Source organism: Lactococcus allomyrinae (assembly GCF_003627095.1).
Taxonomy (GTDB): Bacteria; Bacillota; Bacilli; order Lactobacillales; family Streptococcaceae; genus Lactococcus; species Lactococcus allomyrinae.
Genome location: NZ_CP032627.1, coordinates 2,338,067 through 2,352,181, shown reverse-complemented (window position 1 = coordinate 2,352,181; position 14,115 = coordinate 2,338,067). Strand labels below are relative to the sequence as shown.

The following is a 14,115-nucleotide window of genomic DNA, read 5'->3' as shown; positions in this document are numbered from 1 at the left end:
TTATTTCTTCCCCAGTAATATTTTAAGGAATGTTTTCGCAAGGAAAATATTCCCTTTCAACCAACCTTTAACCATCATTTTACCATATTTTTTTCTGATTGAGTAGAGTTGATCTGGCTGATAGTGCTGATAATAGTGATATTCTGCTGTGAAAATCTTGACAAAGCGTTCTTTTGATAACTCTGTCAAATGCTGGACCGAAAGCTGATGTTGAATTGTTTCGTCAACAACTTTTATCATTTTATTTCGATGTCTTAGTTGCCAGAAAATCCAGTGATCTAAATAGTCAAGAGGAAATTCTTTTGTAAATCCATCAATTTCTGTCATAAACTTTTTGGACAACACAAATCCACTTGATATTCCTGTGATATTTTCTGTGTAAATTCCTGGCTTCTTTGGGAAATACAGGTTTTCGATCGTTTCACTGTCTGTTGGAGAAATTTGTATTTTTTCATCAAAAATTTGTGGACAAAACGCATCAACAACAGCCGTTGACAACTCTGCCAGTAAATTTTTAACATAATTTTCTGTCAGCAAAGTGTCATCGTCAAGCAGCATGAGCCATGAGTCTTGCATATTTGTTAATGCATACTGATAGGCAATCCTTGTACCACGCTCATTTTTATCAGTGTTAAATTGATAACTTACTGACGCAAAATCATTGGGTAATTTTTCATCAGTAAAATTTTCAATGCCGTTGTCAAAAATAATGAGATTCAGCTGTTTTTTGACAGAACTATCAAAATTTTTAAGCTGGTTAAAACTGGTAGTATCTGTAAATTTTTTGCTGTAAGCAACTAGACATATTGTCAAATTCATCGTAAAATCCTCGTTTTGATGAGTATGGTTTTGATAATGCGTTTGATTCTAGCTGTCAGTTTATCTGGATTGTGATCATTAAGCATCAGTAATTTTGATAAATGCCTGATAGAGTTTGATTTTTTGTCAAAATCTCTTTCGATAAAATCCATGATTTCTTGATAAGCTTTTCCCACAGAATAAGCTTTGCGAAGTTCTGTCAGTACTGACAGACTCTCTTTTTTCTGTGTATCGAAATTTTTAAGACTGTCGGCAAGTAAATTTACCAACTGATCAGTATTTCCTATTTCATAAAATTTTCCAAAATCAAAAATATCGTTTGCTGACAGATGTCCTGGATTATTTGACACAATACTCGGCACACCATGCAATAATGCCTCAACATAGACCAAACCAAAAGTTTCCATTTTTGAAGAACTGACAAAAATATCTTTGTCAGTAATTAATGACCACGGATTATCTTGTGGACCAACCAAAGTCACGTTTTTAAAGGCTTTTTCATCAATGAATTTTACAACTTTTTGCTTGTATTCCTTATCAAAGTTTCCAATTAAAATCAACTCAATTTCGGGGCGGTTTAATTTGCTATAAGCCTCAAGCAATTCCAATTGATTTTTTCTTTCTGTGAGTCGACCAACAGACACTATGCGCGTTTTCTCACCAACTGATAAAGGAGTATCAGAAATTTTTGTAAACGGGTAAAAACTGTGAATTTTGCGATTATGAATAATTTCTTGTAACTTTTCTTGTAAGCGACCCTGCACTGCAAAAATTTCTGTCGAAAATTCATTTACGAAATCTAGCTTGTCCACATAGTATGAAAACTCGTCCTCAGGAAATTCATGGATAAGCCAAAAATGGGGAATGCCTTCTATCGCAGCAACCACTGCTCCTTGAAACATATTCACAGAATTAGTGATAATTAAATCAATTTTCTCATCTTCTACTATATGTTGAATACTTGCAATATGTTCACGATAATAATGATAGAGTTCACGCTGAGTTCCTTGAACAGGACCTGGTGCATCTTCCCACCACCATTTGACTGCATCTAACATAAAGTTTTTGATACCTGCGGACTCAAACGCTGTTATATATGGTATATCTCCAGAAGCTTGCGTTACATTTATCACATGATAGCCTTGTTTTACCAGTACCTTTTGAAGATTAAAAATTGAAATTTCGGCTCCATTATCAAGCGTTCCAGTTGGGGAAATAAATAATATATTTTTCATCATAAATACCCAAACAATCCAATACAAGTATTAACAAATGTCATCACTAAAACGGCACTAACAACAAATTTTTGAATGTTAAAGTCGTTTGTTCTTTCAGAACCCACCATTTTTCGATCAAAAATTTTTTTGACTGGTTTTTCTAAAAATATTGGCAAGAACGCCAAGATGTAAAAATGATAACGGCCTTGTACTCCTGCCACTGTTAAATCTCCAATATGAAAAACACGTGAATCTCCCGAAATCGCATAAATAATCCCTGCTGTAATGGCACCAAACAGAACAATAGTCACAATTTTGATGCGTTTAGAAACTTGAAAGTCCAGCTGTAAGCTCACCAAAACGAAAAGTAATGCCACTAGCAAAATATTAAATAATTCGACTGCACCTGACGAGTAGATTTTATTTAAAAAGGGCTGTGGGCTTGCAATAGAATCTTTTATAGTGGACGGAATATCGAAAACTGTTCGTAACCCTGTTGTTACCGTATATAACGGATGTGTTAGAAAATAATCTACTCTTCCAACATTTCCACCTGCACCCCCAGCAGTATCTGGTAGAGTTCTCCCAAAGATAAGGCGTAATTTCTCAAGGATCATCCCCTGTTTAACCCACGCAAATATCAAAGCTGAAGAAAAAGCGAGCATTCCTAGTGCTTGTAGTCTCACCTTATTTGAAGCAAAAACCTTTTTAGGCAAGAAAAATGGGAGGATTATCAGAAGCGCCATTGGAGCTTTACAAAAAACAAGTAACAATCCAGTCAATGATATTCGCACCATTTGTTTTAAACTAATACCTTTTTCCTCTGTAAAAAGATTGGTCAGCTGAGATAGAAAAAGCAAGATTACACCATAGTAAAGCGCATCATAATTATAGCCTGCCGTAATCCACAAGGTATATGGTAAAAATGCGACAACAAAAAGAGGAAGTTGGTATCTTTTGCTTTTTTTGACTGCAAAAAATGCCAACAATGCATACATCAACAAGTTAAATACTCGGCCCAAATAGTAACTTACAAAAAGATATGGACTAATAAAACGTCCTAATGCAATTCCTAAAGCCGAAGGATAATAAACTGGATTAGCAATTCCTGTAATTGGCCCTGCATGTGAATAGTCATTTTTCTGGTTCTTAAGACGCAAAAATTCTCGAGAATAAAGATTCGTATTGGTCTTACTTCCATATTCTGGTTTACTAGGAAGCTGTGTTATTTCCAAAAAATTGGGGGACATTTGAAGAAACTTCATTTGGTTAAAATCTCTTTTAAAAAACTGTCCATCAGCGATTTGTACAGCGTAGAAAAAGTGAGTATTTTCGTCCAATTCTTGTCGCACTGGTAATACCAAAGTATTTACAGTGCCCAAAATCATAATTATTAGAAACGTATTAAGAGGTAATTTTTTAATCTCTCGAAGTCTCGTCAAAGAAAAGAGCAGTAGCATAGCTACAATCACAATGAATAAATACTTCTTTGGGATAATCAAAGGACGATACTGTATAGCAAATTGTGATAGTATTAAAATCAAAAAGAAAGCTAACATCCACCAGCGATTCTTTAATAATTCTTTTCCTGTGTTTTTAAGAAAATTCATTAAGTTTCTCCGTTAATTCATCATGGTGTCCTTTAACTCGAAAATCAGTTCGCACCTTTCGATAAGTTGATTCGGCAATTGTTTGGCGTAAGTCTTTTTGGATAATGAGTTGTCTTAACTTTTCTTGCCACTCAATGTCCTCAGCAAGAATACCTGTTTTCCCATTGTCTATACTTTCAGTAAAAGCACCAATATTACTTGCTATTGTCGGTACTCCTACTAATGCTGCTTCCATCCATTTAATTTCAGATTTAGCTCGATTAAAAATCGTGTCAACAAGTGGTGCTATATTAACATCCACCTCTGCTACTAATGCTGGCAATTCTAACCAATCTACATAGTTATGTATAACCAATTGCTTTTTATAATCCTGCAATTCATTAGGAATTAATAAATGTCCTACAAGATGCAACTCTACCTGTGGAAAATCTTTCAAAATTCTTACAATCACAGGCATGACTAACTTGAAATTTTCATTGTGCGTGATAGAACCAGAAAAATATCCAATTTTTACTTTTGCAGTGTCTTTCTGAACCTCTGCACGTGCTCTTTCACTTATAGAAATCAATTCCTCACTCGCAAGATTTCGATTGAGATACACTGGTTTTCCTAATTTTAATAGCTCTTTTTTCAAATCTGTTGTTGAAGTGATGAACGCATCACATAATTTCATCAGTTTACCATAGTTTTTTACGCCTAAATCATATTTTCTCTTCTCGTCTACACTCAAGGTACGTATATAATCTAACTGATTTGTATAAAGAGTATCATAGACGAGATCATCAATATCATAAAAAACAGGCTTATGATACTTATGAGCCAAGTCAATTAACTTTTTGAATCGTTCACTATATGGAGCACGATAAATAATAATTTGACTAGCATATTCCGCATACCCCATTTGAAATTCACTAGCATTCACTGTCCAAACAGTATAACCTAGGCTCCGAAGCTGTTCAGCCTTATTTGTCACTCTATATCTTGTGCACTGTGGTATCTGATTCTCAACTCCGTCAATTATGAGTATATGCTCAGAGTGAGGAGTATGTCTAATCGTTTCCAAAACCTCGGAAAGTATCTCATTCGGAAAATTAGTTTCTGTTTTAATATAATCAATCAATTCAGGTACTTCTGTCCGTCTCTCTAAGCCTTGCCATGCAAACTTATCATCAGTATCATTGACAAATGCTGTATATTTTACCAAAGGGACATCAAAATCTTTCAACATCGTCAATGGATGAATATACATTGCAGAATCTGCATTATTACCAGAAACTGCACCGTGTAAAAACCCTAAATCTGAGAAATACTTTGTAAAAACTGTTTCATGTCTTCCAATCGCTTTATTTCTTGAATCAGTATCAGAAAGCTCCTGCCAATATTGAATAAATTCGGGAGATTGAAACATATTCTTTTCAATCACAAGAAAATATGACTGTAGATGCTCAGGAATTGTGCCATAAGGATTAAATCCTGTAAAATCTACTTGCTTTTCTCCATATGAAATCCCCCAAAAATCTAATCGTTTTGCTGACATTTTTTGAAAAACTAATGATAAATCGGTCATTGGTCCCACATTTGTATCGTTAACTAAAAGTAACTCATCAAAACTTGTTAATTCAGATACAAGTTGCAAAATTCCATATCTAAAAGCAGCTGTATCGTAACCCGAATTTTCACGCTTCTCAACATCTCCATATTTAGACAGCTTTTCTATATCTTCATCAGGTAAATCACCGTTCACAATAATTAGAGTCTTGTCAGACAAATCTGATAATGCAGATAGAAATGTTAATTTATATGTTTGTAAATTTGACTGATTTTCATATATTACGTAAACGAGAGCACGTTTTGGGTTTTTATAATTATTCATTTCACGCGTTTTTGCGCGCTTATTTCTATTAATTTTCAACTGGAGGTCAGCGAAAGGATGAAAATATTGACGAACTCTCTGCAAGAATTTTTGGGGAATTTTTGCAAGTAATTTTGGATTTTGAGTTAAAATATATTTTGCACGCTCAAAATTTGTTGGCATTATCTTCTCCTTTCTTTTATCATATTTTTTAAAGTGTTTTGAGCAGGCTTGCAGCTTCCTTGTCTTCTGGATTACGATAAATAAAGCGAACATCATCTCCTGGCTGTGTCACTGTAACAACTTCTGTTTGTGATAGAGGATTATCATTTTCCCAATCTGATGGGTCTTTACGAAGTGTTGCACCAAGCTGAAATTCTGTATTATGGAAATTTGTCATCGGAATTTCTGCTCTCAAACTCTCTCCGATATTGACTTCCTGTGCTGGCGATTCATAAGCCGCTCCTCCTCGAGTAGCATCATAGAGAAAATAAGACAAATACAGTTTTTTTTCAGCCTTTGTTTCAGCAGTATTAGCTTCAAAGTGGATAGTAAAAGAAAGTTTATCCGTTTCCTTTGTCAGTATTTTGTTAGAATCTGTTGTCAGCCAAACACGGTCTGCTGAGGCATCTTGTTCAAGATGTTGCGTAACTTTCAGATTATCAGCTGAATAAAGATTAGTTACATGTTGGACGTCAGTATCTTCAGCAGCGTAGCCTTCTGAAATATATACTGCTTTATTACAATAACGCTGAACGGCGCTCATGTCATGTGTTACGAGAATAACAGTTTTTGATTTATCTTTCTTGGTATCAACAAAGAATTCATTACACTTACGCTGGAAAGCCTCATCCCCAACAGCTAAAACTTCATCAAGAACAAGAATATCTCCTTTTGCCTTTATAGCGACAGAAAATGCCAAACGAACTTGCATTCCGCTGGAATAATTTTTTAATTTCTGATTCATAAACTCGCTAAGCTCTGCAAATTCGACAATTTCGTCATATATAGCATCAATCTCTTCTGTAGCAAATCCAAGCATAGCACCGTTGAGATAAACATTCTCGCGCCCTGTAAGTTCTGGATTAAAGCCAACGCCTAACTCAATAAAACTAACTAATTTTCCATTAACTGTAACTTCCCCTTTTTCAGGAGTATAAATTTGAGAAATAATTTTTAGAAGTGTTGATTTACCAGAACCATTTCGTCCAACAATTCCAAAAAAATCTCCTTTTTCTACTTCAAAGTTGATATCTTTCAAAACGTGTTGTTCACGATACCCCTTGATGCCTCTAAGTCTATTAATCAATGTTGTGCGAAGACTTGCTGAACTTTCGGTTGGGAGACGAAAAGATTTACTGACATGATCAATTTTTACTGCAATTTCAGACATTTTTCAGCTCCTTTTAGATAATTTCTGCAAATTTATGTGCATGATTTGTGAACACCCAATATCCCAAAATAAAAATAAGAATTGGTAATAGATATGGAATAATAATCACCCATGGATTATCCCAAAGTTGCCAAAGAGTAGGATTGGTATTATTACTAAAAGTCAAAATATAGCGCAAATCTTGTATGATTTGTGCCATTGGATTGAGCATGAGAAGCTTTGCAATAAAAAGATGATTAGTAGAAATCTGTGTAATCGGATAAATAATCGGTGTACCGTAAAATCCTGCTTGCATTACCACTTCCCAGATTGGGCCGAGGTCACGGAAATAAACAAACAGAGTTGATAGTATAAAAGTCAGACCTGTTGTAAAAAGTATCAATTCAATGAGGAGAGGAATAACAAAAATGATATTCCAACTGAATGGAACACCGTTGATAATTGCAAACCCAAAGACAACAACAAGTGAAATAACAAGATTAATCAGAGCATTTAGAATGACGGAAAATATCACAACAGGTTTTGAGAAATTTACTTTACGTAATAAATCTACTCTACTAACAATGGATAACATTCCCACTCCTGTCGCTTCACCAAAGAAATTCCAAATTGTAATCCCTAAAAGTAACGCAACAGCAAAATGAGGTACGCTTGCACCAAATCGCATAAATCTTACAAAGACAAGATACATGATGACAAAGAGTAAAATCGGTTTCAGAACTGACCAAAGATATCCAATAACGGAACCTTGATATCTAAGCTTAAAATCTGTTTTGACGAGTTCTTTGAGCAGAATTTGATTTCTGCGACTGAAGAAATTCATTTATTTTTTCCTTTGTATGCAAATTTTGTGATGAGAAGCGCACGGAAAATGTATGTATGATACTTTTTATTCTTCCGTAAGTTGTATTGGTTTAAAATATGTCTGCGCTCTTTTCGTGGGTAATCTAATACTTTAACAAAAGCTTCAATAAGTTGTTTATTTTGCTCTGTCAGCAGTGATATATTTTCCGTCAGTATTTTTTTTGCTTGTTTTTGGCTAGCATTAATCAACCACCAATATTTTTCAAACCATGATTTTGGATGAACCCATTTCTTCATCCGTTTGGTTAACGTCCTAGCGCCTAAAACATTAGAATCATGCTGACGATAAAGATGCGTCGGAATATCAATAAAGACCAACTGGCCTACCGCTGTTGCTAAAAGCGCCAAGTACCAATCATGCATGATGATATCATTCGTTGTAAGCCAATGCTCAGCTAGTGCATGGTTAATCATACTAGCCCGCCCGTTACTGTATTTTCTGTCAGTTCTTGAACAAGTTGAGTATTCGGATGACTGGATTGAGTTTTAATCATAGATTCTCTTGTTACTGACAGATTTCTGTCAGTAACCTTTAAATCAGTATAATACATAACAGGTTTGCTGTTATCATGTTTTTGTGTTTCGTTTAGCATGATTTCCAGTTTTTCTGGAAGCCAGTAATCATCTTGGTCTGCAAAGAAATAAAAATCTACAGTTTCTACTTTTACTAATTCATAAAATGATTGGATAACTCCAACATTCTCTGCTCTTATTAAACGAATACGCTTATCGCCAGTGATAAAAGTTTCCACAATTTTACAGGTTGTATCTTTAGAGCCATCATCACGAATGATGAGCTGCCAATCTTTAAAGGTCTGTTTTTGTATACTTTCAATTTGTTCAGCGATGTACTTTTCGCCATTGTAGGTTGACATTAGTATATTAACTTTCAACAAAAAGTTCCTCGTATTGGGTGCAGATATGTTCCCAAGTATATTTTTCTTCAATAATTTTGTGGGCCTTCTCATGAAGAAGCTTTCTAGTTTCATCAGTCATATTTTCAATTTCTGTCAGTACTGACAGAAGATTTTTTTTGTCAAAATATATGACAGATTCGCCAGCAGTTGTCTGATTGAAATTAACACCCAACACCACATTGACAGGTGTTGACCACATCGCTTCCAGCAGACCTGGATTGGTTCCTCCGACTTCATGACCATGCAAATAAGCAAACGCGTGTTCACGAATGAATCGCAGCTCATTTTGATTATAAACGGTACCAACAAATTTGATGCGTGAATCTTTATCAAATCCTGTCTTCTCTCGAAGTTCTTCGTAATAACTATTCCCCGCGTAATTCGTGATAATGACTAAATCCCGCGTTATCTTACTTGCCATAAATGTACGAATCAATAATTCATAATTATTTTCTGGTACAAAACGCCCTACAATCAAATAGTAATCTCTAACCTTATATTTTACCAAAGTTTTTGATTCTGTCAAATTTGAACTAAATTTTTCAGTGCCATAAGCGATAATTTCGGTATCAATTTTGCCATATTCTGAGGTTAAGTATTCTTTAATCCCAGCATTATCTGAGATGATAAGATTTGCATTTTTCACCATCTTTTTCTCGGCAATTTTAAGATACTTACGCACAGAGGGCGCCCATTTCGTCCGTTTCCATTCAAGACCATCTGGATTGACAAATAGTCTACCGCCGATCCTATGGATTTTTCTTGAATAGTGCCCAATAACGCCACCAATCGTATTACCTAAAATATAAAAAATAGGTCGCTCTATATTTTCAACCTTACACTGTCTAAGTCCAGCGTTAATAGCTAAAATATCATATGCAATGACACGCGCCGGACCAATTTTGGGAACTTTGACCACAAAACAATCTGCTCCAAGATAGTCAAAATGCTCCCCGCAGCAGCTCTATCTGAATTCTCGCTTTGACAAGCTACATGATATTGAATATTTTTATTATGTTGATGCTTGACAAGTTCTTCAACAAATGTCTCAAAACCGCCATATTTCGCTGGCAGACCACGACTGCCAATGATAAAAATGTGTTTTTTCATGTTCTTCCTTTGGCTACTTTAAGCGCTATTTGTCTTTTGACTCTAGCGATTTTTTCTAGCTTCTCAAAACGAGAATTCTGTCAGCACCGTAACTCTTATACTAGTTCATCTACTTTGCAACAATTGGGAAAAGCAATACTTTTCTCATCCGTAGCCTTGAAAAGTAGCATCAAGCGCAAGAGAGTTTTTCGTGAAACGCAAAGGTTGCGACTGCGACTAGCATAGCGAGATCGACAACGGAGCGAAGTAACCTCTAAAAGCGTCTTTTAAAAGTTAAACAGTATTAGAAGTTGCACCATGACAGAATTCTTTACTTCTATTATCTTACTGACAGAATTTCTGTTAGTAAAACAATAAGTATTTCACTGACAGAAATTCTGTCAGTAAATTTTCATTATTTTTTGCTGATTTCGCCTTTAAGCCCATCTTTATTTTCTCGCAAATCGCCTTTTTCAAGCATTGACCAAAGTGCATCTTGCCAAGTAGGGATAACAAAGCCCGTTGCCTTCGCTTTCTCAAGACTCATTGTCGAATTAAACGGACGTTTTGCTTTTGCTGGAAATTGGCTTGAATCAACAGGCAAAACTTTTGTATCTGTCTTTTTCAAGATTTCCGTTGCAAAGTCAAACCAAGTCACATCTTCACCAGACTTCGCATCATTCGTCAAATGATAAAATCCTGTCGCTTCGTCATTATCCACCAGATAAACCATAAATTCAGCGAGTGTCCGCGTCCATGTTGGACGTCCATGCTGGTCATTGACTACTGTGAGTGCGTCGTGCGTTTTTGCCAAATTTTGCATCGTAAAGACAAAGTTTGGACCGAAAGAGCCGAAAACCCAAGCCGTACGAATGATATAATGCTTCACACCACTTGCAACAACCGCTTCTTCACCCAAATGTTTCGTCCGTCCATATTCTGATTCAGGAGCTTTTGGTGCATCAACTGGCCATTCTTGACCAACAGGCAAAGTACCGCCAAATACATAATCTGTCGAGATATAGACTAACGTTGCACCTACGCGAGCTGCTGCTTCAGCAACATTTTTCGTACCATCAACATTGATTTTTTCATCAAGCGCCTTTCCCTCATCCTCGGCTTTATCAACCGCTGTATAAGCCGCGCAATGATAAACTAACTCAGGTTTATTTTCATCAAAAAAGCTATCCACTGCGGCCTTGTCAGTAATATCAAGTTCTTTTGCATCCGTTGCCGTATAAACTACACCACGCTCATCAAGCAAATGGCGCAATTCTGTACCGAGTTGTCCATTTCCACCTGTGATTAAAATCATATTTTCTCTACTTTCAGATTCATTAATTTACTGACAGATGTAGAAACCCATTTATCAGTATATAATTACTGACAGAGTCACTTTTAACTCTGTCAGTAAATTTTTTATAGCACTTTTTGAGTTTCAGCGTATTTCGCTTCAACAGCCGCTTTTTCAGCCTTCCACCAGTCCTCATTTTCCCGATACCAGTTGATTGTTGCTTTCAAACCAGATTCAAAATCAGTGTGCTTTGGTTCCCAGCCTAATTCATTACGAAGTTTGCTATTGTCAATTGCATAGCGCAAATCATGACCCGCACGGTCAGTCACACGCTCATAAGCATCCGCTGGTTGGCCCATCTCAGTCAAAATTTGCTCCAAAACTTCTTTGTTGTTCTTTTCTCCATCAGCACCAATCAAGTAAGTTTCGCCAATCCGACCTTTTGCTAAAATAGTCCAAACTCCTGACGAATGGTCTTCCGTATGAATCCAGTCTCGTACATTTTTACCATCACCATAAAGTTTTGGTTTAATTCCTGATAAAATATTTGTAATCTGACGAGGAATAAATTTTTCGATGTGTTGGTAAGGACCATAGTTGTTTGAACAATTTGAAATCGTTGCTTTTAAGCCAAAAGAGCGTACCCACGCACGTACAATCAAGTCAGACGCAGCCTTAGTCGAGCTATAAGGAGAGCTAGGATTATAAGGCGTATGGTCAGTAAATTTTTCACCAGGTCCTTCACCATGCCCAGGTAGATCTTCACGATAAGGTAAATCTCCATAAACCTCATCCGTTGATACATGGTGGAAACGCAAATTATACTTGCGTGCTGCCTGAATCAATGTGTAAGTTCCGATAAAGTTGGTTTGAATAAACTCATCTTGAGATTTCAAACTATTATCATTATGACTTTCTGCTGCATAATGCACAATTGCATCAGCTTTACTTGCCACCTCATCAACAATGGCAGGGTCAGCGATGTCGCCAACAACAAGCTCTACACGTTCGCCCAATATTTCTTCAATATTCGCGCGATTTCCTGCATAAGTCAATTTGTCCAAAACAGTAATATGTACTTCTGGATGATTGTTATAAACATAGTGCACAAAGTTCGAGCCAATAAAGCCTGCACCACCTGTGACAACGATATTTCTATATTCAGTCATGTTTTTCTCCGAAATTTTTATGTTCATCTTGATAAAGATAGTTTGTACTATAGAGCTCCACTATTGATTAATTTAATACACGATAATCCGTCTGGAATTTTTGGGCAGTTACAATTTTCATGTATTTTCCATTAAAAACAAGAAAATCTCCGGCATTCGCATTAATTTTAATTAGTCCACCAGTATTAACAATCCTTAGGCTAGAAGGGCTTACCCACTGAAAACCTTTCGCTGTGAACGCATCTTGCACCCAAACAGGAGCATCTTCATTTCCGTTCTTTATCAACCAAAATTCTAATTTTTTCTTACTACATAGATGTATTGCCTTCATTACACTACAACAAATCCTCTGTCAAAGGTTTTACATCTTTTAGCATAGGATGCTTCTTATCCGCCTCAGAAACCTCAACCTCATCCAAATTTTCCCAAGAAATCCCCAAAGCTGGGTCAGCATAGTTAACAAAAGCATATTTTGGTTTCAAATCCAACGCCCAATAATCATTAACCAGATAAGAGTAAGAAACGGTATCAGATAGAACTTGAAACCCATTTGCCACACCACGTGGCACAAAAATCCCTTTGCTAGCATCAATCACAGTCTGATAAACTTGACCAAAACTCGCACCTTCGCGCAAATCTACCCAAGAGCCTAGCACACGACCGCTATCCGCCACCGAAATATATTTATCCCAAGGTTCAGCATGCAAGCCTCTTAAAACATTCTTACGAGAAAAGCTCACATTATTTTGCAATTTTCCCTCAGTAAAAAAACTTTCTGGAAACCCTAAAGGTAGCATTTTTTCCTTTTGAAAATTTTCTTTAAACCAGCCCCGATTATCTCCGTGAACTGGAATATCAAACTCTAACATCCCCGGAATTGCTTCAATTTCCCGAGAAGCTAACGTTTTTCCGAAAAATTCTTCAGTCATACTAATCCTTCCCAATCAAACGCAATAAATATTGTCCGTACTCATTTTTCTTCAGCGGTTGCGCCAATTCATAAACGTCATCTGCGCTGATATATCCCATTCTCCAAGCAATTTCTTCCAAATTTGCCACTTGAACATTTTGCATACGTTGTACTGTTTCAATATATTGAGCTGCTTCCAAAAGTGACTCATGCGTTCCTGTATCAAGCCACGCAAAGCCACGTCCCATCAGTTCAACAGACAAGTCACCACGTTCAAGATAGACCTTGTTGACATCGGTAATTTCCAGCTCCCCACGAGGAGAAGGTTTTATACTTTTAGCAATTTCCACTACATCATTATCATAGAAGTAAAGACCTGTTACAGCATAATTTGATTTTGGTTGTTCTGGTTTTTCTTCAATAGAAACAGCATTCATCTTGTCATCAAATTCCACAACGCCAAAGCGCTCTGGGTCAGAAACATGATAACCAAAGACGGTTGCCCCTTTTTCTTTAGCAGCTGCATTTTGAAGCATTTTGGACATACCTGGTCCGTGATAAATATTATCGCCCAAAATCAGCGCAACTGAGTCATCACCTATGAATTCCTCTCCAATGATAAAAGCTTGCGCCAATCCATCCGGAGAAGGTTGCACTGCATATTCCAGATTAATACCAAATTCTGAGCCATCTTGCAACAACTCTTTAAAACGTGGTGTATCTGTAGGAGTTGAGATAATCAAAATATCTTTAATCCCTGCTAACATCAATGTTGACAGTGGATAGTAAATCATTGGTTTATCATAAATAGGCATCAATTGCTTACTTGCAGCACGAGTTAAAGGGTAAAGACGAGTTCCAGACCCTCCGGCCAAAATAATCCCTTTCATGAAAGGACCTCCATAACATAATTAATCGTAGTAATTATATCATAAATCCTTTTTCATTTCACAAGCCTCTTTATCAGTTGAATGACTTTTA

General features: G+C 36.3%; 11 protein-coding genes and 2 pseudogenes. All 13 read right to left on the bottom strand.

Annotated elements, in window-relative coordinates:
- The 13 genes and pseudogenes from D7I46_RS11175 to rfbA all read right to left on the bottom strand — a co-directional run bounded on the left by D7I46_RS11175 (nt 1) and on the right by rfbA (nt 14,024).
- A complete protein-coding gene (locus D7I46_RS11175; RefSeq protein ID WP_120772941.1) occupies nt 1-819 on the bottom strand; it encodes a glycosyltransferase in 819 nt (272 codons plus the stop codon).
- The gene (locus D7I46_RS11170) at nt 816-2,057 is read right to left on the bottom strand and encodes a glycosyltransferase family 4 protein (protein WP_240424426.1); all 1,242 of its coding nucleotides are present in this window, start codon (nt 2,055-2,057) and stop codon (nt 816-818) included. Before D7I46_RS11170 ends, D7I46_RS11175 begins: the two co-directional genes overlap by 4 nt.
- A complete protein-coding gene (locus D7I46_RS11165; RefSeq protein ID WP_120772940.1) occupies nt 2,054-3,646 on the bottom strand; it encodes a DUF2142 domain-containing protein in 1,593 nt (530 codons plus the stop codon). Before D7I46_RS11165 ends, D7I46_RS11170 begins: the two co-directional genes overlap by 4 nt.
- On the bottom strand, nt 3,633-5,681 hold the full coding sequence (locus D7I46_RS11160; RefSeq protein ID WP_240424425.1) for a rhamnan synthesis F family protein: 2,049 nt from the start codon (nt 5,679-5,681) through the stop codon (nt 3,633-3,635). Before D7I46_RS11160 ends, D7I46_RS11165 begins: the two co-directional genes overlap by 14 nt.
- Before the next feature lie 28 nt (nt 5,682-5,709).
- Entirely contained in the window at nt 5,710-6,891 is a 1,182-nt protein-coding gene (locus tag D7I46_RS11155) for an ABC transporter ATP-binding protein (protein ID WP_120772938.1), read from the bottom strand.
- Nucleotides 6,892-6,904: 13 nt separating this feature from the next.
- A complete protein-coding gene (locus D7I46_RS11150) occupies nt 6,905-7,714 on the bottom strand; it encodes an ABC transporter permease (protein WP_120772937.1) in 810 nt (269 codons plus the stop codon).
- A pseudogene (locus D7I46_RS11145) lies at nt 7,711-8,648 on the bottom strand (glycosyltransferase family 2 protein). Before D7I46_RS11145 ends, D7I46_RS11150 begins: the two are co-directional and overlap by 4 nt.
- Nucleotides 8,638-9,782: pseudogene (cps2T, locus tag D7I46_RS11140) on the bottom strand (beta 1-4 rhamnosyltransferase Cps2T). The pseudogenes D7I46_RS11145 and cps2T overlap by 11 nt, the downstream one beginning before the upstream one ends.
- A gap of 394 nt (nt 9,783-10,176) precedes the next feature.
- Nucleotides 10,177-11,076 (bottom strand): dTDP-4-dehydrorhamnose reductase, encoded by a 900-nt coding sequence (gene rfbD, locus D7I46_RS11135; protein ID WP_120772936.1) that lies wholly within the window; start codon nt 11,074-11,076, stop codon nt 10,177-10,179.
- 104 nt (nt 11,077-11,180) lie between these two features.
- The gene (gene rfbB, locus D7I46_RS11130; RefSeq protein WP_120772935.1) at nt 11,181-12,224 is read right to left on the bottom strand and encodes a dTDP-glucose 4,6-dehydratase; all 1,044 of its coding nucleotides are present in this window, start codon (nt 12,222-12,224) and stop codon (nt 11,181-11,183) included.
- 67 nt (nt 12,225-12,291) lie between these two features.
- Nucleotides 12,292-12,555 (bottom strand): hypothetical protein, encoded by a 264-nt coding sequence (locus D7I46_RS11125; protein ID WP_120772934.1) that lies wholly within the window; start codon nt 12,553-12,555, stop codon nt 12,292-12,294.
- 4 nt (nt 12,556-12,559) lie between these two features.
- Nucleotides 12,560-13,153 (bottom strand): dTDP-4-dehydrorhamnose 3,5-epimerase family protein, encoded by a 594-nt coding sequence (locus D7I46_RS11120; protein WP_120772933.1) that lies wholly within the window; start codon nt 13,151-13,153, stop codon nt 12,560-12,562.
- Between the two features lies 1 nt (nt 13,154).
- Entirely contained in the window at nt 13,155-14,024 is an 870-nt protein-coding gene (gene rfbA, locus D7I46_RS11115) for a glucose-1-phosphate thymidylyltransferase RfbA (protein ID WP_120772932.1), read from the bottom strand.
- Nucleotides 14,025-14,115: the final 91 nt, after the last annotated feature.